The organism is Curvibacter fontanus, assembly GCF_054780335.1.
In genome coordinates this window covers 129,111-150,000 of sequence record NZ_BAAGWN010000003.1, presented here as the reverse complement: position 1 = coordinate 150,000, position 20,890 = coordinate 129,111, and the positions used below count along the sequence as shown (strand labels likewise).

Annotated in this window: 23 protein-coding genes (1 of these 23 running past the window's edge); 3 read left to right on the top strand and 20 right to left on the bottom strand. The window is 65.3% G+C overall.

Going from position 1 to position 20,890, the window contains the following annotated elements; translation table 11 throughout:
- Positions 1–1,382: the 3' portion of an ATP-binding cassette domain-containing protein gene (locus ACYVH8_RS01330; protein ID WP_460487079.1), read on the top strand. 493 nt of this gene lie to the left of the window's left edge; the window shows 1,382 of its 1,875 coding nt (coding positions 494–1,875); its start codon lies off the left edge, out of view; it ends in the stop codon at positions 1,380–1,382.
- Positions 1,383–1,398: 16 nt separating this feature from the next.
- On the opposite strand, the gene ACYVH8_RS01325 is transcribed toward ACYVH8_RS01330, so the two are convergent.
- The 7 genes from ACYVH8_RS01325 to ACYVH8_RS01295 are packed head-to-tail and all read right to left on the bottom strand — an operon-like array spanning position 1,399 to position 7,718.
- Positions 1,399–2,493, bottom strand: coding sequence for a protein-glutamate methylesterase/protein-glutamine glutaminase (locus ACYVH8_RS01325; RefSeq protein WP_460487078.1), 1,095 nt, complete (start codon positions 2,491–2,493; stop codon positions 1,399–1,401).
- 9 nt (positions 2,494–2,502) lie between these two features.
- Positions 2,503–3,195 carry a chemoreceptor glutamine deamidase CheD gene (gene cheD, locus ACYVH8_RS01320; protein ID WP_460487077.1) on the bottom strand — a complete coding sequence of 231 codons (693 nt, stop codon included), beginning with the start codon at positions 3,193–3,195 and terminating at the stop codon, positions 2,503–2,505.
- A gap of 59 nt (positions 3,196–3,254) precedes the next feature.
- Entirely contained in the window at positions 3,255–4,148 is an 894-nt protein-coding gene (locus tag ACYVH8_RS01315) for a CheR family methyltransferase (protein WP_460487076.1), read from the bottom strand.
- A 49-nt stretch (positions 4,149–4,197) separates the two neighbouring features.
- Complete coding sequence (locus ACYVH8_RS01310) at positions 4,198–4,683, bottom strand: chemotaxis protein CheW (RefSeq protein WP_460487075.1); 486 nt, start codon at positions 4,681–4,683, stop codon at positions 4,198–4,200.
- Positions 4,684–4,706: 23 nt separating this feature from the next.
- Positions 4,707–6,824, bottom strand: coding sequence for a chemotaxis protein CheW (locus ACYVH8_RS01305; protein WP_460487074.1), 2,118 nt, complete (start codon positions 6,822–6,824; stop codon positions 4,707–4,709).
- A gap of 44 nt (positions 6,825–6,868) precedes the next feature.
- Positions 6,869–7,231, bottom strand: coding sequence for a response regulator (locus ACYVH8_RS01300; protein WP_460487073.1), 363 nt, complete (start codon positions 7,229–7,231; stop codon positions 6,869–6,871).
- Positions 7,232–7,271: 40 nt separating this feature from the next.
- A complete protein-coding gene (locus ACYVH8_RS01295; RefSeq protein ID WP_460487072.1) occupies positions 7,272–7,718 on the bottom strand; it encodes a hypothetical protein in 447 nt (148 codons plus the stop codon).
- A 195-nt stretch (positions 7,719–7,913) separates the two neighbouring features.
- On the opposite strand from ACYVH8_RS01295, the gene ACYVH8_RS01290 reads away from it, so the two are divergent.
- On the top strand, positions 7,914–9,017 hold the full coding sequence (locus ACYVH8_RS01290) for a hybrid sensor histidine kinase/response regulator (RefSeq protein WP_460487071.1): 1,104 nt from the start codon (positions 7,914–7,916) through the stop codon (positions 9,015–9,017).
- Complete coding sequence (locus tag ACYVH8_RS01285; RefSeq protein WP_460487070.1) at positions 9,014–9,643, top strand: response regulator; 630 nt, start codon at positions 9,014–9,016, stop codon at positions 9,641–9,643. The genes ACYVH8_RS01290 and ACYVH8_RS01285 overlap by 4 nt, the downstream gene beginning before the upstream one ends.
- Positions 9,644–9,673: 30 nt before the next feature.
- Here ACYVH8_RS01285 and fliR read toward each other — a convergent pair whose 3' ends face one another.
- From fliR to fliF, 13 genes are all read right to left on the bottom strand, one after another.
- Positions 9,674–10,441 carry a flagellar biosynthetic protein FliR gene (fliR, locus tag ACYVH8_RS01280; RefSeq protein ID WP_460487069.1) on the bottom strand — a complete coding sequence of 256 codons (768 nt, stop codon included), beginning with the start codon at positions 10,439–10,441 and terminating at the stop codon, positions 9,674–9,676.
- 22 nt (positions 10,442–10,463) lie between these two features.
- Positions 10,464–10,733 (bottom strand): flagellar biosynthesis protein FliQ, encoded by a 270-nt coding sequence (gene fliQ, locus ACYVH8_RS01275; protein WP_460487068.1) that lies wholly within the window; start codon positions 10,731–10,733, stop codon positions 10,464–10,466.
- A 14-nt stretch (positions 10,734–10,747) separates the two neighbouring features.
- Positions 10,748–11,536 (bottom strand): flagellar type III secretion system pore protein FliP, encoded by a 789-nt coding sequence (gene fliP / locus ACYVH8_RS01270; RefSeq protein WP_460487067.1) that lies wholly within the window; start codon positions 11,534–11,536, stop codon positions 10,748–10,750.
- Entirely contained in the window at positions 11,536–11,865 is a 330-nt protein-coding gene (locus tag ACYVH8_RS01265) for a FliO/MopB family protein (protein WP_460487066.1), read from the bottom strand. Before ACYVH8_RS01265 ends, fliP begins: the two co-directional genes overlap by 1 nt.
- Before the next feature lie 240 nt (positions 11,866–12,105).
- A complete protein-coding gene (gene fliN / locus ACYVH8_RS01260; protein WP_460487065.1) occupies positions 12,106–12,534 on the bottom strand; it encodes a flagellar motor switch protein FliN in 429 nt (142 codons plus the stop codon).
- Entirely contained in the window at positions 12,524–13,528 is a 1,005-nt protein-coding gene (gene fliM / locus ACYVH8_RS01255) for a flagellar motor switch protein FliM (RefSeq protein ID WP_460487064.1), read from the bottom strand. Before fliM ends, fliN begins: the two co-directional genes overlap by 11 nt.
- 21 nt (positions 13,529–13,549) lie before the next feature.
- Entirely contained in the window at positions 13,550–14,101 is a 552-nt protein-coding gene (locus ACYVH8_RS01250) for a flagellar basal body-associated FliL family protein (RefSeq protein ID WP_460487063.1), read from the bottom strand.
- Between the two features lie 173 nt (positions 14,102–14,274).
- On the bottom strand, positions 14,275–15,498 hold the full coding sequence (locus ACYVH8_RS01245) for a flagellar hook-length control protein FliK (protein WP_460487062.1): 1,224 nt from the start codon (positions 15,496–15,498) through the stop codon (positions 14,275–14,277).
- The gene (gene fliJ, locus ACYVH8_RS01240; RefSeq protein ID WP_460487061.1) at positions 15,495–15,971 is read right to left on the bottom strand and encodes a flagellar export protein FliJ; all 477 of its coding nucleotides are present in this window, start codon (positions 15,969–15,971) and stop codon (positions 15,495–15,497) included. The genes ACYVH8_RS01245 and fliJ overlap by 4 nt, the downstream gene beginning before the upstream one ends.
- 31 nt (positions 15,972–16,002) lie before the next feature.
- Positions 16,003–17,421 carry a flagellar protein export ATPase FliI gene (fliI, locus tag ACYVH8_RS01235; protein WP_460487135.1) on the bottom strand — a complete coding sequence of 473 codons (1,419 nt, stop codon included), beginning with the start codon at positions 17,419–17,421 and terminating at the stop codon, positions 16,003–16,005.
- On the bottom strand, positions 17,414–18,103 hold the full coding sequence (locus ACYVH8_RS01230; RefSeq protein ID WP_460487060.1) for a FliH/SctL family protein: 690 nt from the start codon (positions 18,101–18,103) through the stop codon (positions 17,414–17,416). Before ACYVH8_RS01230 ends, fliI begins: the two co-directional genes overlap by 8 nt.
- Before the next feature lie 23 nt (positions 18,104–18,126).
- Positions 18,127–19,128, bottom strand: coding sequence for a flagellar motor switch protein FliG (gene fliG, locus ACYVH8_RS01225; protein ID WP_460487059.1), 1,002 nt, complete (start codon positions 19,126–19,128; stop codon positions 18,127–18,129).
- A 3-nt stretch (positions 19,129–19,131) separates the two neighbouring features.
- Complete coding sequence (gene fliF / locus ACYVH8_RS01220; protein ID WP_460487058.1) at positions 19,132–20,820, bottom strand: flagellar basal-body MS-ring/collar protein FliF; 1,689 nt, start codon at positions 20,818–20,820, stop codon at positions 19,132–19,134.
- Between the last annotated feature and the right edge of the window lie 70 nt (positions 20,821–20,890).

Genomic DNA, 20,890 nt, shown 5'->3' with positions numbered 1-20,890 from the left:
TCCTGCTGCTGGACGAGCCCACCAACCACCTGGACCTGGACTCGATCCTGTGGCTGGAGAACCTGCTGTTGGAGTTCAAGGGCAGCATCGTCACGATCACGCACGATCGCAGCTTCCTCGACCGCGTGGCCACGCGCATCGTGGAGCTCGATCGCGGGCACCTGAGCTCCTATCCCGGCAACTTTGCCGCCTACCTTGTGCAGAAGGAGGAACAGCTCGCGCAGGAGGCGGTTGTCAACGCCAAGGCCGACAAGCTGCTGGCGCAGGAAGAGGTCTGGGTGCGCAAGGGCGTCGAAGCCCGACGCACGCGCAGCCAGAGCCGCATCACCCGCCTGCAGCAACTGCGTGCGCAACGCACGGCGCGTCGTGAAACCCTGGGCAGCGTCAAGATGGACATTGCCGCCGGGGCACGCAGCGGCAAGCTCGTGGCCGAGCTGACGGAGGTCAGCAAAACCTTTGGCAACCGAACCGTGGTCCGTGATTTCAGCGCCACCATCCTGCGCGGTGACAAGATCGGCCTCATCGGCGCGAACGGCGCCGGCAAGACCACCCTGCTGAAACTGATCCTGGGCGAGTTGCAAGCCGACAGCGGGCAGGTGCGCCAGGGCGCCAACCTGCAGGTGGCCTATTTCGACCAGATGCGCAATGCGCTCAATCTGGACGCCACCCTGGAAGATTTCATCAGCCCCGGCAGCGAGTGGATCGAGATAGGGAACAAGCGTCAGCACGTCAAAAGCTACCTGGGCGATTTCCTGTTCTCCCCGGCGCGCGCCAATTCACCCGTGCGCTCCCTCTCCGGCGGGGAACGCAACCGCCTGCTGCTGGCGCGCCTGTTTGCACGGCCGGCCAATGTGCTGGTGCTGGACGAGCCGACCAATGACCTGGACATCGATACACTGGACCTGTTGGAAGAACTGCTGCAGGACTATCCCGGCACGGTTTTCCTCGTCAGCCACGACCGCACTTTCCTCAACAATGTGGTCACCAGCATCATCGCGCATGAGGGTGATGGACGCTGGCGCGAATACGAGGGCGGCATCGAGGACTGGCTGACACAGGCCAAACGCGGCCAGGCCATCCTGGCAGCCGCCGCACCGGCTACCGCCAGCAAGGAGGCCCCGGCAGCACCGCTCAATCCAACGACGCGAGCGCCTGGCGGTGCCAAGCTCAGCTACAAGGAACAAAAAGAGCTGGAAACCTTGCCCGAGCTGATCGACGCCCTGGAACGGGAGCAAGGACAACTGCGCCAGGAACTGGCGGACGGCACCCTGTACACGAGAAACCCGGAGCAAGCTGCCACCCTGTACCAGCGCGACGGGACGATCGAAGAAGAACTGATGGCCGCCCTGGCACGCTGGGAAACCTTGTCAGCGCGCGCCTAAGCAGCGCCAACAAGAATCAAACGCGGTAACGGTCACTGCCGCTGCTGCTCAGACGCGCCAGCAGGGCGGGGGCGATGGCGGTCAGAGGCAGGACCTCGTCGGCCGCACCGTGCACAATGGCCTCGCGCGGCATGCCAAACACGACACAGCTGGCCTCGTCCTGCACGTAGTTGTAGCTGCCGGCGTCCTTCATCTCGCGCATGGCCTTGGCGCCATCGTTGCCCATGCCCGTGAGCATGATGCCGAAGGCGTTCGGCCCCACCACCTGGGCGCAGGAATGAAAGAGCACCTCGACCGAAGGCTTGTGCCGGTTGACCGGCTCGCCATCTTCAACCACGGCCACGTAGTTGGCGCCGCTGCGATCGATGCGAAACTGCTTGCCGCCCGGGGCGATGTAGGCGTGGCCGGGCAGAATACGCTCGCCATGGGCCGCCTCTTTCACCGTGATCTGGCACAGGCCATTGAGCCGCGCCGCAAAGCTGGTGGTGAAACCCGGCGGCATATGCTGGGTGATCACGATGCCAGGCGAGTCCGCCGGCATGCGGATCAGAACCTCCTTGACCGCCTCGGTCCCGCCGGTCGAAGAACCGATGCAGATCAGCTTCTCCGTGGACAGGCGTCCCAGCAGCTTGGGAAGTGTCGCTGCCGGTGCGCCGGCCGCACCCGCCGCGGCCGGCGCACCGGCAGGAGCTGTCGGTGCACGGCGGATGTGAGCGGAAGCCGCAATGCGAATCTTCTCGACGATCTGGTCAGACAAGTCCTTGATGCCATCGGCCAGACCGATGCGGGGCTTGGCGACGAAGTCGACCGCGCCGAGCTCCAGGGCCCGCATGGTGACCTCGGCGCCACGCTCGGTCAGCGTGGAGATCATAAGCACAGGCATGGGGCGCAGGCGCATCAGGCGCCCCAGGAAATCAATGCCGTCCATGCGCGGCATTTCAACATCGAGCGTGATCACGTCCGGATTGAGTTCGCGGATCATCTCGCGCGCAATCAGCGGATCGTTGGCCGCACCCACGCACGCCATATCGCGCTGCCGGTTGATGATCTCGGCCAGCAGGCTGCGCACCAAGGCCGAATCATCGACCACCAAGACACGAATCTTGCCCACGCTCGCCCCTTAGAACAGGTCCACAGAACCACCCGCCGTGGACTTGGCCACAGTGGCCGCATTGCCCTTGCGCTCCTCCACCGCCAGGGCTTCGGGATGTGCATGGGCCAGCCGCTTGACCAGCGCCTTGCCGGTGACCGGGAAAAAACATACTTTGCGCGGATGGATGTCCAGCACATCCTGCGACACCACCGGGATGCGCTCCGTGGCCAAGTAATCCAGCACAAACTTGGTGTTGCGCTCCCCCACATTCATGGTGGTGAAGCCGGCCATGACGGCCCCACCCCCGAACACCTTGGCCTGCATGGTTTCGCGACGGGCGCCCATCTTGATCATCTCGTTCAGCAAGAGCTCCATGGCATAGGAGCCGTAGCGGCCCGAACCATCCTCGCCCTCGGGCAACATGAAATGGTTCATGCCACCCACACGCGCCTTGCCGTCCCAGACGCAAGCGGCAATGCAGGAGCCCAGCACCGTCATGATGAGAACATCCTCGGTGGACACGAAATATTCGCCGGGCAGGACCTTGACCGCGTCGTACTGGAAGTGATGGTCCGCGTAAAAGAAAGAGGCCTCCCCGGGCTTGCGGGCCTGGGCCCGGAGCTCATCGACCCGGGACACGCGTCCTCCTGCCAGCGCCTTGGCGCCAGAAGTCACAGGACGCAGCGGCGCAGTCCGCAAGGCAAGCTCAGACGGGTTCATGCCGCTCCCGCCAGAGACACTGACGAGCAGTCCGGGAACCAGAGGCGTACCTGGATCTGTCAACGGCGCTCATATACCGTCTTTCCACGCAGGACGAAGAGGTCACGCGACTCGTTGAAGTTTTCGGAATGGCCCACGAAGAGCAGTCCACCCGGCTTCATCACCCGATGGATGCGCTCCAGCACGCTGCGCTGGGTCGGCGCATCGAAATAGATCATGACGTTGCGGCAAAACACGACGTCGAAAGGTTCGCGAAAAGGCCAATCGTCGCGGATCAGGTTGACACTCAGAAACTCCACCAGACGCTGCAACTCGGGCTTGACGCGCAGAAAACCTTCATTGCTCCCCTTGCCGCGCAGGAAAAAACGTTGCAGCTTGGCCATGTCGACCCCCTTGATGGAGTCCTGCCGGTAGACCCCTCGCGCAGCGGTCGCCAGCACCTTGGAGTCGATATCGCTGGCCCACAACTTGAAACTGGTCTGGGGACCCAGCGAATCCAGCGCGGTCATGATGAGGGAGTAGGGTTCCTCGCCGGTCGAGGCGGCATTGCACCAGACCCGCCAGGCCGTGGTGGGCGGACGGGATTTCAGGTGCTCGGCCAGAATTTCAAAATGATGCTGCTCGCGGAAAAAGGACGTCAGGTTGGTCGTCAGCGCATTGACGAACTCCTGCCACTCCGGTCCGTCGTGGGATTCGAGCCAGCTCAGATAGTCACGAAAACTCTGGTGACCGGTGTCACGCAATCGACGCGACAGACGGCTGTACACCATGGCGTGCTTGCCGTCATGCAGGCTGATGCCGGCGCGCTGGTAGATCAGGGACTGGACGCGGGCGAAATCAGACTGGGTCCAGCTGAACTCCCTGGCCTGCACATCACCCCCGGCGATTTCTGCCGCTCCCTCCCTGTCTGCGCCCGCTCCTGAAGTCCTGGCGGCTTTGTCCGATGTCAGCATGGCGGGGACGGTTTGGGCTCAGGTAGTTGGGGGCTGCGACAGAAAAGCGTCAGGCCTCGACGGACACCAGGCCCATGTCAACGCTGGACATCAACTTCTCGATGTCCAGCAGGATCAGCATGCGGTCACCCACCGAACCCAGACCGACCACGGCCGCGCTGTCAATCGAGCTGTCGATTTCCGGCGCGGCCTTGAGGTTTTCGGGCGCCAGCTCCATCACGTCGCTGACCGAATCCACCACGATACCGACGATGCGGTTGTGCAGGTTCAGGATGATGACCACCGTGAAATTGTTGTACTCGGCCTGGGCGCAGTTGAACTTCAGGCGCATGTCGATAATGGGCACGATGGTGCCGCGCAGATTGACCACGCCCTTGATGAATCCGGGCGCATTGGCGATGCGCGTGGGCTTTTCATAACCTCGGATTTCCTGCACCTTCAGGATGTCGATACCGTACTCCTCCTGATCCAGCCTGAACGTCAGGTATTCACGCGGCCTGGCCACGACTTTTCCGTCTTCTTCCGACCGATTCATAAACGACTACTCCTTGCGATGACTCAATGACGCGAACGCCGCACCAGGGCGCTGGTATCCAGGATCAGGGCAACCTTGCCATCCCCGAGAATGGTGGCGCCCGACACATTCGGAACCTTGCGATAGTTGCTCTCGAGATTCTTCACCACGACCTGCTGCTGGCCCAGCAACTCGTCGACCAGCAGGGCCACGCGGCTGCCCTCGGCCTCCACGACCACCATGATGTCGCTGGACTTGCCGCCGTCGTAGCGCGGCACCTGAAACACTTTCTCCAGCTCGATCACGGGCATGTACTCGTCGCGCACCTTGACCAGGCGCGAGCCCTGGGCCACCGTGTTGACGGCGTCGTCCTTGACCTGGAAGGATTCGACCACCGAAGACAACGGAAGGATGTAGACCTCGTCGCCCACGCCGACCGACATGCCGTCCATGATGGCCAGCGTCAGCGGCAGGCGGACCGAGACCCGCATGCCATAACCTTCGGACGAATCGATCTCGACCGTGCCGTTGAGCGCCGCGATGTTCTTCTTGACCACATCCATGCCGACACCGCGGCCGGAGACATCGGTCACGACTTCGGCCGTCGAGAAGCCCGGCGCGAAGATCAGCTGCCAGACATCACCATCTGCCATCTGGTCGGAAACGTCCAGGCCGCGCTCGCGCGCCTTCGTCAGGATCTTCTCGCGCGACAGACCACGGCCATCGTCGCGCACCTCGATCACGATGGAGCCCCCCTGGTGGGCGGCCGACAGGGTGATGGTGCCGGTCTCGGGCTTGCCTGCCGCAGCACGATCGACCGGCAGCTCGATGCCGTGGTCACAGCTGTTGCGCACCAGGTGCGTCAGCGGGTCGGTGATCTTCTCGACCAGCCCCTTGTCGAGTTCGGTCGCCTCACCCTGGGTCACGAACTCGACCTTCTTGCCCAGCCTGATGGCGAGATCGCGCAGCATGCGCGGGAAACGGCTGAACACGATGGACATCGGGATCATCCGGATCGACATCACGGATTCCTGCAGGTCGCGCGTGTTGCGGTCCAGATCGGCCAGCCCGGCCAGCAACTGCTGGTTGGCGGCCGGATCCAGAGCACGGCTGTTCTGGGCCAGCATGGCCTGGGTGATGACCAGCTCGCCCACCAGATTGATCAGCTGATCGACCTTGTTGATGGCCACGCGAATGGTGGCTGCTTCCGGCTGGGCCGTGACCTGGCTGGCGGCCGGCTTGGCCACAGCCTTGCCGGCCGCCGGCTTGGCTTCACCCCCCTCGACCGGCTCCGACACCGTTGCATGCCCCGCAGGCACACCCGGCGAGCCTTCGAAAAAGCCGAAACCGGGCGCCGGAGCCACCGGGGCGCCCGCAGGCGGATCGTCCCGGTCCGTCCAGGACGGCGCTGCTGCGGTCAGCTCCTGCATGCTCACCTGCTCGCGCGACACGTGAAAGGCGAACAGATCCAGCAGGTCTTCATTGCTGGAGGACGTCGAGGCGTGAAACACCCTCGTGTCAGCGCGGTCGCTGGCCACCTCGGCCACCGAACCCAGGCCGACGATGTCTCGGAACAAGTCTTTGATCCCATCGACCTGATCGAGGCGGTCCAGCGGGCCCATGCGTATCTCGAGCTGGCGCGAACCCACGGCAACCGACGCAGGCGCGGAGACCACAGCCACCGGGGCCGCCGCCGCCGGAGCCCGAACGGGGGCAGCAACAGCGGTGGCCGGCGTGCCACCGGCCGCCAGTTCGCTGATGCGGCGCACCAGGTCTGCGTTAGAGGGCGGCGCGCTGGTATCGCTGGTCTGATGACGCACGAGCAGCACCCGCGAGGCATCAGCGGATTCGAGCAGGACATCCACCATCATGGGGTTGGGCTGCAGTTCGTGACGACGCAGCTTGTCCAGCAGGGACTCCATCTGGTGCGTCAGCTCAGCTACGTCCGCGAAACCAAAGGTGGCCGCGCCGCCCTTGACGGAATGCGCGCAACGAAAGATGCCGTTGAGCTCCTCGTCGTCCGCGGTTTCCAGGTTCAGATTGAGCAGCATCTGCTCCATGAGGTCCAGGTTCTCACCCGCTTCCTCGAAAAAAATCTGATAGAACTGACTCAGATCCAGCGAATCGCCGGCACTGCCACTGTCCTGATGTCCCTCGGTCATGCCTGTCTCCTGTCGTGATATCGCCTGCGCACCGGCGGACCGTATTACTTGATGACTTTCCTGATGACCTCGAGCAGTCGCGCGGGATCGAAGGGCTTGACCAACCAGCCGGTGGCGCCGGCGGCACGGCCAGCCTGCTTCATCAGGTCGCTCGACTCGGTGGTGAGCATCAGAATCGGTGTGGTCTTGAAATTGGGATGCTCGCGCAGCTTGCGCGTCAGCCCCAGGCCATCCAGGCGGGGCATGTTCTGATCGGTCAGCACCAGGTCAAAGGTCTGGGTCTGCGCCTTTTCATAGGCATCCTGCCCATCGACGGCCTCCACCACCTGGTAGCCAGCACCCGCCAGGGTGAATGAGACCATCTTTCGCATCGAGGGCGAATCGTCAACAGCGAGTATCAGTGGCATGTCTGGGCTCCGGAGAAATTGGGGCTGGGATTGTGCATGGTCAAAACAGTTCGATCGAGCCGGCATCCATTTCGTCCTGCGTCACCGGGTTGGGACGCTCAGGCACCTCCTCGACAAAGGGCACGGCCTCGCCGTCTTCGCGCCCCATGGATTCGGAAGCCAGGCGATAGGCACAACCTTGCAGCACCTTGGAAGTATGGACGATGAGTTGCGAGGCCATGTCTTGGAACTGCAGCTCGGTCACGGCCGAACGCAGGAGGTTGCGCACTTCATCCAGCGCAGCCAGGTCACTGGTGCCCGGCTTGTCCAGGCCGCCGATGGCCTTGGTGAAGCGCTGCATCAGGTTGTCCATGGTGTGTGCCAGCAACCCGTCCAGCCGGGCCAGGTCATGCACTACCACCAGCAAGGAGTCTTGCACCTCGGCCACCAGCATCACCGGCAGTTGCACGGCGGGCTGCTCCGCAGGCAGGGTGTTGGGGGCTTGCATGGTATCTCCAGTCTGACGTCAGGATGCTGGCTGGTTCACCGCTTCATCTGGTCCGGCATTAGAATTTTGCACGATATAGAGTAGCAGGATTCCGCGGAAATGGGAGGGAATTCGTCAATATTTCGGGACGTTCAGGCCCGCCGCTGCGAGGTCCAGCGACCCGCTGCCGGCGATTTCCACCATACTGTCAACCGCATGCAGTCAGAAGCCCCCTCCTCCGCCCCTCTCCATCTCCTGCACCTCGAAGATTCGGAACTGGATCACGAGACCGTGCGACAGACTCTGCGTCGCGCCGGCATGGCCTGCACGCTAGAGCGGGTCGAAAATCTGGACGACTTCGTGTGCAAGCTGCAAGACAGCCGCTTTGATGCCGTGCTGGCCGACTACCGCCTGCCCGGCTTCACCGCCCTGGACGCGTGGCAGGCCCTGCTGACGGTCCCGCACCCCCCGCCCTTCATCCTGCTCTCGGGCGCCATCGGCGAAACCGCCGCGGTGGACGCCATCAAGCTGGGCATGAGCGACTACCTGCTCAAGGACGACCTGGGCAAGCTTGCACATGTGATCCAGCGCGCCATCGAAGTGCAGCAGGCCAAACGCGAACGCGAACGCGCCGTCGAGGAGTTGGCCGCCTCGGAGCAGCGCCTGGCACGTTTTGCCGAGCATCTGCAGATGTCGATCGAGCAGGAGCGCGCTGCCATTGCGCGCGAGATCCACGACGACATCGGCGGCTCGCTGGCCGCCATCCAGTTCGATCTCTCCTGGATCATCCGCCACCACGCCGATGCCGACACGCAGGCCCATGTGGAAGCCGCCACCGGCATGCTGCAGCACGCCGTCGGCGCCAGCCAGCGCATCATGATGAACCTGCGCCCCGCCATCCTGGACCAGGGTCTGGAAGCGGCCGTTGATTGGCTGGCCGGCGAATTCGAGCGGCGCACCGGCATCCGCACCCTGGTGCGCGCTGCGGTGCGCCAGCCTGCGCTTTCCAAGGCCATCCAGCTGACTGCCTACCGGACAGCCCAGGAAGCACTGACCAACATCTCCAAACACGCCCGCTGCAGCGAGGTCCGGCTCGAACTGTCCGATGCCGAAGGTGTGCTGACCCTGGAGATCACCGACAATGGACAGGGTATCCAGCCGCCGGAGCGCAACAAAGCCAAGACCTTCGGACTCAAGGGCCTGCAAGAGCGGGCGCGCACTGTGGGCGGCTGGCTGGACGTGAGCAGCCGCGAAGGCGCCGGCACATCCATTACGCTGTCAGTTCCCCTGACAAACGAGGCAAAAGGCCAGGTTCAATGATTCGAGTGATACTTTGTGACGACCATGCGGTCGTACGGCGCGGCATCCGCGACACCCTGTCCGAAGCGGTTGACATCAAGGTCGTCGGTGAAGCCGGCAGTTATTCGGAAGTACGCGAACTGCTGCGCGCCACCCCCTGCGACGTGCTGGTGCTGGACCTGAACCTGCCGGGCCGCGGCGGCCTGGAGGTGCTGGCTTCGCTGCGCGAAGCGGACTCCCCCACCAGGGTGCTGGTGGTGTCCATGTTCCCCGAAGACCAGTACGCCATCCGCTGCCTGCGTGCGGGCGCCCAGGGTTATCTGAACAAGGCCGGCAACCCGGCCGAACTGATCGCCGCGGTGCGCACCATCGCCCAGGGTCGCAAGTACGTCACCCCCGGCGTGGCCCAGATGCTGGTCGACAACCTCTCCGCGCCGACCAGCGAGGCGCTGCACGATGCGCTGTCGGAGCGCGAACTCCAGACCCTGCTCAAGATCGCCTCCGGCAAGCGCCTGTCCGACATCGCCGAGGAGCTGATGCTCAGCCCCAAGACGGTCAGCGTCTACCGCTCGCGCGTGCTGGAAAAACTCAAGCTCTCGAACAACGCCGAGCTGACGGTGTACGCCATCCGCAACGGCCTGGTCTGAACTCGCGAACAAATCTACTGCGCGGCACGGTCAGCGCCCGGTGAAGATCTCGATGGCCCGCTCCAGCAGGCTCTGGAAAGGCTGGTCCAGCATCGGCAGGGTGGCCGTCATGCCCACCAGCCCCACGCTCAGGGTGATGGGGAAGCCAACCGCATAGATGTTCATCTGCGGCGCCACGCGCGAGATGATGCCCAGCGCCAGGTTGGTGAACAACAGCAGGGCCAGCATGGGCAGAGCGATCCAGAGGGCGCTGGCAAACAGCTCGCCGCCCAGGGTGTAGAGCTGCATCAGGCGCAGCGCCTCCAGGAAGTTCTGTGTCACGGGGAACACCTCGAAGCTGCGGGTCACCGCCATCAGCACCATGAGGTGGCCGTTGAGCACCACAAAAAGCAACGAGGCCATGTAAGCGAAGAAACGCGCCACAGCGCTGGCCTGGCTGTTGAGCGAAGGGTCGAAAAAAGCGGCGAAGTTCAGGCCCATCTGGAACCCCACCACCTCACCGGCCAGTTCGAAGGCGGCAAACACCAGGCGCACGACAAAACCGATGGCCAGGCCGATGCCGACCTGCTGGATCACCACGCCCAGCGCCACCGGGCTGTTGAGGTCGATCACCGGCATAGGCGGCAAAGTCGCCTGGGCCGCCAGGGTGACCAGCAGGGCCAGGCCGATACGGGCACGCACCGGGAAGGCTCGCGTAGAAAAGATGGGGGCCGATGTGAAGACCGCCAGCACACGCAGGAAAGGCCACAGCAAGGGCGTGATCCACGCCATGATCTGGGCTTCGCTGAAGGTGATCATGGCACCACGCCCGGGGTCTTGCTCAGAGCACGATGCCGGGGATCGCTTCGATGGTGCGCCGGATGTACTCGACCAGGATGTTGAGCATCCAGGGCCCCGCCCAGGCGAACACGGCCATGGCCGCCACCAGTTTGGGCACGAAGGCCAGCGTGGCCTCGTGGATCTGCGTGATGGCCTGGAACAGGCTGACGAGCAGCCCCACCAGCAGCACCACACCCAGCAGCGGCGCCGACACCATCAGCATGGTGATGAGCGCTTCCTGCCCGATGGTCAAGACCATTTGTGCATTCATGGACGGCTCCTAGTCTAGGGGACGAAACTCGCCGCCAGCGAGCCGATCAACAGGTTCCAGCCGTCCGCCAGCACGAAAAGCATGAGCTTGAAGGGCAGGGCCACCAGCACGGGCGACAGCATCATCATGCCCAGCGACATGAGCACACTGGCCACCACGAGGTCGATCACCAGGAAGGGGATGAAGATCAGGAAACCGATCTGGAAGGCGGTCTTGAGCTCACTGGTGACAAAGGCCGGGATCAGCACGCGCATGGGCGCGGCCTCGATCCTGGTCGAGGGGTCGAGCTTGCCCAGCTTCACGAACAGCGCGAAGTCGGACTGGCGCGTCTGCTTGGCCATGAACTGGCGGATCGGCGCCTCCCCCCGCGCCAGCGCCTGATCGAAGTTGATGACGCTCTGCACATAAGGCTGATAGGCATCGGCGTAGATGCGATCAAAGGTCGGGCCCATGACAAAAAAGGTCAGAAACAGCGACAGGCCGACGATCACCTGGTTCGGCGGCGAGGACTGCGTGCCCAGGGCCTGGCGCAGCAGGGACAGCACGATGACGATGCGGGTGAAGCCCGTCATCATCAGCAGGATGGCCGGCAAAAAGGACAGGGCCGTGAAGAACAGCAGGGTCTGGATAGGCACCGAGTAACTCGTGCCCGATGCATCGCTGCCCACGATCAGGGGCAGCTGGGTGCTGTTGACCTGCGCCGCCGCCAGGGGCGCGTTCTCCTGGGCCAGCACCGGTAGCGCCAGCAGCAGCAGTGCGGCCGCCAGGCCGGCGACCGTACGCAGGGAGCCGGTCCGGCGCATCAGGCCGAGCCCCCGGCATCGGCCACCGGCTTGCCGGCGGTGGAGGCGAAAACGGTGGAACGCGTCGCTGCCGACCCCACCGGCAGACTGTGCAGGCAGTTGACGTTCTGCGGCGTCACGCCCAGCACCAGCCAGACGCGCGCGCCCTCAGGGCCGACCTCGACCGTGACCACCCTTTGCTGGGGGCCGACGGCCAGGGTCGAGACGATGCGGGAGGCGGCGGCGGGCGCCGCGCCGCCGGGGGCGCGTTGCTGGTACCAGCGGATGGCCAGGGGCAGCAGGGCCAGGATGACGAGGAAGAGAACGACCGAGACGATGGTTTGCGTCATGCTCGCAGTTTAAGTCAAGCCTGCCGGATGACCGTGGGAAAAACGGTCCGAACCCGTGACAGTTGCGGATCGGGCCTGTTCACCCGGATTTCTCAAGTGCGAACGGGGTGCGGCCCAAAAATCCATGCGGGGTGTTGCGCGGACTTGCCGGAGATGACTCCGGCGGCGTCCACGCGCCTACCGCATGACTTTTTTGATTCGCAACGCATCTTGAGAAATCCGGGTGAACAGGCCCCAGCCTCAGCCCCGGCTGATGCGGCGCAGGCGTTCGGAAGGCGTGACCACGTCGGTCAGGCGGATACCGAACTTGTCGTTGACGACCACCACCTCGCCCTGGGCGATCAGGTAGCCATTGACCAGCACGTCCATGGGTTCGCCGGCCATGGCATCGAGCTCGACCACCGAACCCTGGCCCAGTTGCAGGATATGCTTGATCGGCACCTTGGTCCGCCCGAGTTCGACCGAAAGCTGGACCGGGATGTCCAGCACCATGTTGATGTCGGTGGCCGGTGCATCACCGGCGGAAAACGGGCGCGCCGCGCCGCTCAGGACACCACCGGGCTCGACCTCGGGTCCCTTGTCGGTGCTCTTCTGCTCCTGCAGGGCCTCGGCCCAGTCGGCCATGCCGTCGTCTTCGGGTTTCTGATCCGGTTTGTCATCAACCGCCATAGCGTTCCCCTAACCAGTTGCTGTCATTGCCGCGCAGGCATTTGTCGACGCGGATGGCGTACCTGGCGTTGTGCGTGCCGTACTGGCACTCGAACACCGGCACGCCGTCGACCGAGGCCTCGATCCTGGGCTGGCGTTCGAGCTCGATGAAGTCGCCCGGTTTCATGGCCAGCAGATCCTCCACTGTCGCGTCGGCCCGGGCCAGCTCGGCCACCAGGGTCACCTCGGCGGCTTGGATTTCGCGCGTCAGCACAGTGACCCAGCGGCGGTCGACTTCGATCGAGTCGCCTTGGGTGGATGAATACAGCACGTCGCGGATGGGCTCCATCGTCGCGTACGGCATGCAGAAATGGATGGAGCCGGTGATCTCGGCGATCTCCAGCTGGAAGGAGGTTGAAATCACGATCTCGCTGGGCGTGGCGATGTTGGCAAACTGCGGCTGCATCTCGCTGCGCTGGTAGTCCAGCTCGATCGGGTAGATCCCGCGCCAGGCCTTCTTGTATTCCTCGGAGATCACGTCGACCAGGCGGTTGATCACGCGCTGCTCGGTGGCCGAGAAGTCCCGGCCTTCGATGCGGGTCTGGAACTTGCCGATGCCGCCGTAGAGCGTGTCGATCACGCCGAACACCAGGGCCGGCTCGCAGACGATCAGGCCGCTGCCGCGCAGCGGGCGGATGGCCACGATGTTGAAATTGGTCGGCACCGCCAGCTCGCGCAGGAAAGCGCTGTAGCGCTGCACCTGCACCGGGCCGACCGAGATCTCGGGGCTGCGACGGATGAAGTTGAACAGGCCGATGCGCAGATTGCGGGCGAAACGCTCGTTGACGATTTCCATCGTCGGCATGCGCCCGCGGACGATCCGCTCCTGGCTGGACATGTTGTAGGCGCGGATCTCCCCGGCCTCGGCCACTTCCTCGACCGATTTCTGGCTCTCGCCGGTGACCCCTTCCAGCAGGGCATCGACCTCTTCCTGCGAAAGAAACGATTCACTCATGGTCCTGGCATCCTTGCGGGCTCATTGCACGATGAAGCTGGAGAACAGCACGCCCCGCACGGGGTTGCCGTTGCCGCCATCCTTGGCAGCCGCTTTCTTGTCTCTCTTGGCCGCCGAAGCGGCGGGCTTGAAATGCCGGGAGGCCGCAGCCAGGATGTCCTCGGCCAGCTTTTCCTTGCCTTCGCGGCTCAGCAGCTCATCCGCCGTGCGCTGCGACACCAGCAGCAGCACATCACTGCGGAGGGTGGGCAGATAGGCCTTGACCTTCTCGACCTCCAGGACGCCGGTCAGCTCCAGGGTGATGCCGATCTGCGCCACGCGCTCTCCGCCCGGATCGGCCAGGTTGACCACCATATTGTCCAGCGGCAGATAGGTCGGCGGGCCCGTGGATTCGACCACGACGGTGGCCACCTCTTCCTCGTCGTCCAGTGCGGCCGCGTGCTTCTTGCTGAGAAAGATCCAACCCCCGGCTCCGGCCAGGGCCAGCACCACCAGCACCACCGCCACGATCAGCAGCGTCTTCTTGCTTTTGGGCGGCGGTGCGGCTTCGGCGTCGGGGGATTTGGTGGCCACGGTCTAGTCCTCTACAACTTTGCTGGTTTCACAACGGCATGACACCGCGCACCGCACAGGCACGCGGACCCGCACGTTCGTCAAATTATTCTCGACATCCCTGCCTACGATACCCGGATTAAGGGTAAAAAACCATGCCAATCCGGACCGCTGGTCCCGATAGCAAGGTACGTTCACACAAAGAGATCGACGGAGCGGCCCGACAGCGGCGCCGCGCGATGGGATGCTGCCCGCGCCACCGCCGGTAATTCAGACAAGACTGCCCGACCCTGGCGATGGCCCGGCCGATCCTCGGAAGACTGGCCCTGGCCGCCCCCGGCGCCCGAACTGCCGATCGACATGCCCGAGAGCACCAGCCCTTCGCGCTCCAGCAGTTCGCGCAGATGCGGCATGGAATCCTGCAGCATCTGGCGTGTCTGCGCCTGGTCGGCGCGGAACTCAACACGCGCCTCCTGGCCCTGCAATTCGATGCTGACCTTGACCGGGCCTTCGCCCAGCCCCTCGACCTCCAGCTCCGCGTTCTGTGCTCCGCGGCCTATCCAGTAGCTGACCTGCTCGGCCACGCGCATCTCCGTCGTCAGGCCGCCATCGGGCGCCACGGCAAGCACGGCCACGCGAGAGTTATCAGGCTGGGCAACGCCGCTCCAGCTCCCCGCTTCGCCAACACCACCCACGCGCGGGCCGCTTTTCTCACCCCGGCGCTCAAAAGAACGCAGGCCGGACTCGCCAAGCCCCGCCGCCAGCATGGGGCTGCCCACCGGGGCCGGCTGCTCGCTGAGACGCCAACCCAGCCGGGCCACCACGTCTTCGCCGCGCTTTTCCTTGCCAGCTTGCGCCGCCAGCTCCGCCGTCTGGCTCCTGTGCTGCGCCATGCGCTGGGCCAATGCAGCCTGGCGCAACAGGGGCTGCACCCCGTCGGCCGGCACGGCCGTGGCGTTTGCTGCGTCGGCCGCAAGCGAGGGCAGGGAGGGCGCGTCGACTGCCGCCGGCTGCTCCCCCGTCTGGGGCGTGCGCAGTTCAGCGCGCCCCGCTGCCGGGGACGGCAAGGCCGCAGTGGCTTCACCGACAGAGGAAAGAAGCTTGAGGCCCGGGTCGGGCGCCTGCGGCGGCGCTTCCGCTGCAACGGCAGGCACTGCCGACGGCAGGACCGGGACCGCCAGGCCGGCATCCGCCGGGAGCACCGCCGGATCGACGGCCAGCACGGTCGCGCCGGCTGCCGCGTCGGACGCCGGCTCCTGAGGCGCCAGTTCTTCGGCACCCAGATTCATCAGCAGCGAGGCAAAGTCTCCCGGAGTCGCGGCCGGGGTCTTGCCAGCGCCCTGTCCGTGTGCCCCGGCCTGGGGCGCCTTGGCCACCGGCTTGGGGGCGCCTGCCGTCACACCGTGTTCTATGCTCATGATCGTTCTCCATTCAAGAGGCCGCCGGCACCGCCGGCGCCACGTGCGTATTTGAGGATGGCCAGTTCGTCCATCTGTTTCTGTTCGCGCCGCGCTTCCAGCTGCGCGCGCGCGCCGAGTTTTTTCTTCACCAGCTGCTGCAGGGCGGCCAGGCGTACTTCTTCCTTCACACAACGCTGGCGGGCGGTCTCGGCCTGGAGCTGCAGATCGACAATCACGCCCCCCTGCATGCCCGTGGCCTGATGCAGACGCTGCAGAAAATGCTGGTGGTGGTGCATCAACTCGGCGCTGATGGTGACCGCGGCGGCCGTGGCCCAGCGCGACTCGGTATCGGCGGCATAACTCTCCAGCTGGTCCAGCTGGCCCTGCGCCTGCTGCACGGCGCGGCGCGCCTGCATCAGGGCCTGGTCGGCCTGGTCACGCGCACGCGTGGCCACCTCGATGGCCAGGGCCAGGCTCTTCAGCGCCGACATGGCAGCCTCCCGTCCGGTTCTGCGCGGGTCTTCATGGGAAGGCCTCTTCGCGCTGGATGGTGGCCGCCATGGCCTTGAGGCTTTCCTCGAAGCCGGCGCCGGCGTACAGGTCCTGGCGCAGGAACTCGCTCATGGGCTCGTGCAGGCGGATGGCCTCGTCCAGGGCCGGGTCGGAGCCGTGCACATAAGCGCCGATCTGCACCAGATCGCGTCCGCGCTCGTAGCGCGAGGCGATGGCGCGGAACTGCCGCGCCAGCTCGAAATGCTCGCGCGAGACCACGTTGTGCATCACCCGCGAAGCCGACTGCGCGATGTCGATGGCCGGATAGTGACCCGCCTCGGCCAGCGCGCGCGTGAGCACGATGTGACCGTCCAGGATGGCGCGCGCGGCGTCGGCGATCGGGTCCTGCTGGTCGTCGCCCTCGGTCAGCACGGTGTAGAAGGCCGTGATCGACCCCACGCCGTTCAGGCCGTTGCCGCTGCGCTCCACCAGCTGCGGCAGCCGGGCGAAGCAGGAGGGCGGATAGCCCTTGGTGGCAGGGGGCTCACCCACGGCCAGCGCGATCTCGCGCTGCGCCATGGCGTAACGCGTGAGCGAATCCATGAGCAGCAGCACGTGCAGGCCCTGGTCGCGGAAGTATTCGGCCACGCCGGTGGCGTAGGAAGCGGCCTGCATGCGCAGCAGCGGCGGGGAATCGGCGGGCGCGGCCACCACAACGGAGCGCGCGCGCCCCTCCTCGCCCAGAATGTCCTCGATGAATTCCTTGACTTCGCGGCCGCGTTCACCGATCAGGCCGACCACGATCACGTCGGCCTGGGTGTAACGCGCCATCATGCCCAGCAACACGCTCTTGCCCACGCCGGCGCCGGCGAACAGGCCCAGGCGCTGGCCGCGGCCCACGCTGAGCAGGGCGTTGATGGAGCGAACCCCGGTGTCCAGCGCATCGCGTATGGGCGCGCGGTCCATGGCATTGATGGGGCTGCGGTCCAGCGGGCGCGAGACCACATTCACGACGGGGCCGCGACGGTCCAACGCTTCGCCATGGGCATCGACCACACGGCCCAGCAGGCCCGGCCCCAGGGGCAGGCGCAACTGGCCCTGGGCGTAACTCGCGGTCTGCGCCGGCGCCGCATCACCCAGGCGCGGCGTGGTCACATAGGGCGCCGTGGGCACCACGCTGGCGCCGCTGGACAGGCCCTGCACATCACCCGCAGGCATCAGGAAAGCACGGTCGCCGGAAAAGCCGACCACCTCGGCCAGCACCGGCGGCTGTGCCGCCTGGCTGATCAGGCATTGTGAACCCACAGGAACGCGGATGCCCACCGCCTCCAGCACCAGACCGGTCAGGCGCGTGAGCGTGCCGCCGGCTTCCAGCGTGCTCTGCGGCGCGGCGGCCTGCTGGCGGGCGCTGTCCAGAAACCGCTGCCAGCGGGCGCCGGCTTCAGGCATCGTCACCGGACACCCCCTCCCAGGCCAGGTTCTGCCCCAGCCGGCCGACGGTACGCGCCCAGCGCTTCTCCAACCGGCCGTCGATCACGGTGCCGCCGGATTCGACCAGGCAGCCGCCGCGCGTGATGCTTGCATCGGGTTGCAACGTCAGCGGCAAATTGGGGTATTCCTCGCTCAGGATGTCCTGCAATACGTCCAGGTCCAGCGGGTTGAGCCTGATCTGCACGGCCTTGCTGTCGGTGAACAGCAGGCCCAGGGCCTCGCGGATGACCGGCAACAGCACATTGGGATTGCTGGAGATCTCGTGGCGCAGCACCTGGCGCGCCATTTCGCAGGCCAGCTCCAGCACGGCCTGGCCCGCCATCTGCTCGGCCGCCTCCAGCTGCTTGCTGGCGGACTCGACCAGGCGGCCGAACTGCTCGGCGGTTTCGCGGCCCTGCCCGGCGATGTAATCGCTGATCTGTTTCTGCGCCTCCAGCAGCGTCTGTGCCCGGCCCTGCTTGAAACCGTCGGCATACCCCTCGGCGTGGAACTGCTGGCGCACGGAGGCGATCTGCTCGTTGAGCTCATGCTCGCGGCTTTGCTGCTCCAGCAGCATGGCTGCGGCATCGACGTCGCTGAAAGTCCAGCGGGAAACGGCGTCGATGTCCTCGCCGGGGATGAAACGGGTGATGGGGCGCATGGGTCGGTCTTGTCAGGTGTGTCTCAGACCATGGCGTCGTCGGCGCCACCGCCGATGACGATCTGGCCTTCGTCGGCCAGGCGGCGCACGATCTTGAGGATTTCCTTCTGCTGCGCTTCGACCTCCGAGAGGCGCATGGGGCCGCGCGACTCCAGGTCCTCGCGCAGCGTTTCGGCTGCACGCGAGGACATGTTGGAGAGAAACTTCTCCTTGAGCTCGGGCTGGGCCCCCTTGAGCGCGACGATGAGCGGCTCGGACGCCACTTCCTTGAGGATCATCTGGATGGCCTTGTCGTCGAGCTTCATGACGTCGTCGAACACGAACATCTTGTCCATGATCTTCTGCGCCAGCTCGGGGTCGTGCCCGCGGATCGACTCCAGCACCGTGCCTTCGATCACAGCGCCCATCAGGTTGATCATCTCGGCCGCAGTCTTCACGCCACCCAGCGAAGCCTTGCGGATCTTGTCGCCGCCGGCCAGCACCCTGAACAGCACCTCGTTGAGGTCCTTGAGCGCGTTGGGCTGGATGCCCTCCATGGTGGCGATGCGCAGCATGACTTCGTTGCGCTGGCGCTCGGTCAGGTATTTGAGGATGTCGGCCGACTGGTCGTAGTCCAGGTGCACCAGGATGGCCGCCACGATCTGCGGATGTTCGTTGCGCAGCAGCTCGGCCACCGACATCGGGTCCATCCACTTGAGGCTCTCGATGCCCGAGACGTCGCCGCCCTGCAGGATGCGGTCGATCAGCAGGGCCGCCTTGTCGTCGCCCAGGGCGCGTTTGAGCACCGAGCGCACGTAGTCGCCCGAGTCGGACACCAGCAGGCTTTGCGCCGCCGCGATGTTGGTGAATTTGGTCACCACGTCGTCGACCCGCTCGCGCGTGATGGATTTGGTCTTGGCAATGGCCTCGCCGAGCTTCTGCACCTCTTTCGGTGACAGATGCTTGAAGACCTCGGCCGCCTCCTCCTCCCCCAGGGACATGAGGAGGACTGCGGCGTCCTGCAGACCGTCGTCCGGTGTCGCCATGGTTTATCCCGCCGTCAGGGCGCCGCCCTGAGCTTCGCCGTTGATCCAGCCCTTGACGATGCCGGCCACGGCCGCCGGGTTGTCGCGTGTGAGCTTGCGGGCATCCTCCAGCGCCAGTTCGCCGGGCGTGGAGCCCGTTTCTTCCCGGGTCGGCGCAGCCAGCTGCGGACGATCCGGCTCTTCGGACAGCATGGCGTCGAGCTGCGGACGACGCTGCTCGGACGGTTTGCCCAGGGACTTGAGGGCCGGGCGGATGACGCCAAACAGCACCAGGACGGCCAGCAGCAGGGTGCCCAGCGGCCACGCAAAGCTGCGCGCCAGCTCCTGCACTTCACCCTGTTTCCACAGGGGCAGATCCGGGATCGCGATCTTTTCCTGGGCAAACGGGGCGTTCATGAGGTTGACGGAGTCACCTCTTTCCTGGCTGAAACCGATGGTCTCACGCACCAGCGCCGTCATTCTTTCAAGCTGCTGCTCGGTCAGGGCCGTCGTGGTCGTCTTGCCCTTGGCATCGGTCTCGGTCCTGTAGTTCACCACCACGGCCGCGCTCAGGCGCTTGACCATGCCGCTGCCGGCACGCACCACCCGCACGGTCTTGTCGACCTCGTAGTTGATGATGGATTCACGCCGTGTGCTGGGCGGTGTCGCGGCGGCGGCGCCCGGAGCGCCGGGCGCGAGCGCCTGCGCCGGCCCGTTGATGGGCGCGGTGGACGGGGCGGGCGGCTGGTTGCTGGTGGCGCCGGGCACACCGGCCGGACCGGCCGGGCCGGGGTTGCTGCTCTCCAGCAGCTGCTGGCTGCGGATGCTGCCGGAATCGGGCGTCTGGTTGGGTTTGTGCGTCTCCGAGGTCTGCTCGGTCTGCGAAAAATCCACCTCGGCAGTCACCTGCGCCTTGACGTTCTGGCGGCCCACCAAGGGCTCCAGGATGTCCAGGATGCGCTGGCGGTAGAGCGTTTCGAGCTGCTGCACGTATTGCAACTGCTGCGCGTCCACACCGCCGGCAGCGCCGTCGGGGCCGTTGACGGGCTGGGACAGCAGCTTGCCGGTGTCGTCCAGCACGCTGACCGCCTCGGGTTTCATCTCGGGCACGCTGGAGGCCACCAGGTGCACAATGCCGGCGATCTGGCTGCGGTCCAGCGGGCGGCCCGGGTTGAGGCTGAGCAGCACCGAGGCCGAGGGTTTCTGCTGTTCGCGAAAGAAACCATTCTGATTGGGCAGGGCCAGGTGCACCCGCGCCGACTGGACGGAAGAGAGGGCCTGGATCGAACGCGTGAGCTCGCCTTCGAGCCCGCGCTGGAAGCTCACGCGCTCCTGGAACTGGGTGACGCCGAAACGGTTGGCCTCCATCAGCTCGAAACCCGCCACCGAGCCCTTGGGCAGGCCCTGGGAGGCCAGGCGCAGGCGGGTGTCGTGCACCTTGTCGGCCGGCACCAGGATGGCGTGCCCGCCCTCGGCGTGTTTGTAGGGGATGTTCAGCTGCGAGAGCTGGGCGATGATGGCGCCGCCGTCCTTGTCGGACAGATTGGCATAGAGCACCCGCCATTCGGCCTGGCGCCCCATCATGAGACCGACGATGGCAATGACCACGAACAGGGCCACACCCATGGCCAGACGCAACATCTGCCCCTGGTCCAGCGCGGCAAAACGTTGGCCCAGAGTGGGGTTCAGGGGGATCGCAGCAGCTTCAGCCATGGTGTGTTCCGGTACATCCTGGCGCGGTTTTCAGCGCCTGTGCATCCGATTATTCTGGCTGACCTCCAAA

Excerpts from the sequence above, each read along its gene's own strand:
- ACYVH8_RS01295 (WP_460487072.1), bottom strand. The coding sequence starts at position 7,718 with ATGCAAGCCCCCAACACCCTGCCTGCGGAGCAGCCCGCCGTGCAACTG.
- fliG (WP_460487059.1), bottom strand. The coding sequence starts at position 19,128 with ATGGCGACACCGGACGACGGTCTGCAGGACGCCGCAGTCCTCCTCATG.
- fliP (WP_460487067.1), bottom strand. The coding sequence starts at position 11,536 with ATGCGCCGGACCGGCTCCCTGCGTACGGTCGCCGGCCTGGCGGCCGCA.
- fliJ (WP_460487061.1), bottom strand. The coding sequence starts at position 15,971 with ATGTCGGCGCTGAAGAGCCTGGCCCTGGCCATCGAGGTGGCCACGCGT.
- ACYVH8_RS01315 (WP_460487076.1), bottom strand. The coding sequence starts at position 4,148 with ATGCTGACATCGGACAAAGCCGCCAGGACTTCAGGAGCGGGCGCAGAC.
- ACYVH8_RS01245 (WP_460487062.1), bottom strand. The coding sequence starts at position 15,498 with ATGAGCATAGAACACGGTGTGACGGCAGGCGCCCCCAAGCCGGTGGCC.
- fliF (WP_460487058.1), bottom strand. The coding sequence starts at position 20,820 with ATGGCTGAAGCTGCTGCGATCCCCCTGAACCCCACTCTGGGCCAACGT.
- ACYVH8_RS01300 (WP_460487073.1), bottom strand. The coding sequence starts at position 7,231 with ATGCCACTGATACTCGCTGTTGACGATTCGCCCTCGATGCGAAAGATG.
- ACYVH8_RS01285 (WP_460487070.1), top strand. The coding sequence starts at position 9,014 with ATGATTCGAGTGATACTTTGTGACGACCATGCGGTCGTACGGCGCGGC.
- ACYVH8_RS01230 (WP_460487060.1), bottom strand. The coding sequence starts at position 18,103 with ATGCGCCCCATCACCCGTTTCATCCCCGGCGAGGACATCGACGCCGTT.
- cheD (WP_460487077.1), bottom strand. The coding sequence starts at position 3,195 with ATGAACCCGTCTGAGCTTGCCTTGCGGACTGCGCCGCTGCGTCCTGTG.
- fliR (WP_460487069.1), bottom strand. The coding sequence starts at position 10,441 with ATGATCACCTTCAGCGAAGCCCAGATCATGGCGTGGATCACGCCCTTG.
- ACYVH8_RS01265 (WP_460487066.1), bottom strand. The coding sequence starts at position 11,865 with ATGACGCAAACCATCGTCTCGGTCGTTCTCTTCCTCGTCATCCTGGCC.
- ACYVH8_RS01310 (WP_460487075.1), bottom strand. The coding sequence starts at position 4,683 with ATGAATCGGTCGGAAGAAGACGGAAAAGTCGTGGCCAGGCCGCGTGAA.
- fliN (WP_460487065.1), bottom strand. The coding sequence starts at position 12,534 with ATGGCGGTTGATGACAAACCGGATCAGAAACCCGAAGACGACGGCATG.
- ACYVH8_RS01305 (WP_460487074.1), bottom strand. The coding sequence starts at position 6,824 with ATGACCGAGGGACATCAGGACAGTGGCAGTGCCGGCGATTCGCTGGAT.
- fliM (WP_460487064.1), bottom strand. The coding sequence starts at position 13,528 with ATGAGTGAATCGTTTCTTTCGCAGGAAGAGGTCGATGCCCTGCTGGAA.
- fliI (WP_460487135.1), bottom strand. The coding sequence starts at position 17,421 with ATGCCTGAAGCCGGCGCCCGCTGGCAGCGGTTTCTGGACAGCGCCCGC.
- fliQ (WP_460487068.1), bottom strand. The coding sequence starts at position 10,733 with ATGAATGCACAAATGGTCTTGACCATCGGGCAGGAAGCGCTCATCACC.
- ACYVH8_RS01290 (WP_460487071.1), top strand. The coding sequence starts at position 7,914 with ATGCAGTCAGAAGCCCCCTCCTCCGCCCCTCTCCATCTCCTGCACCTC.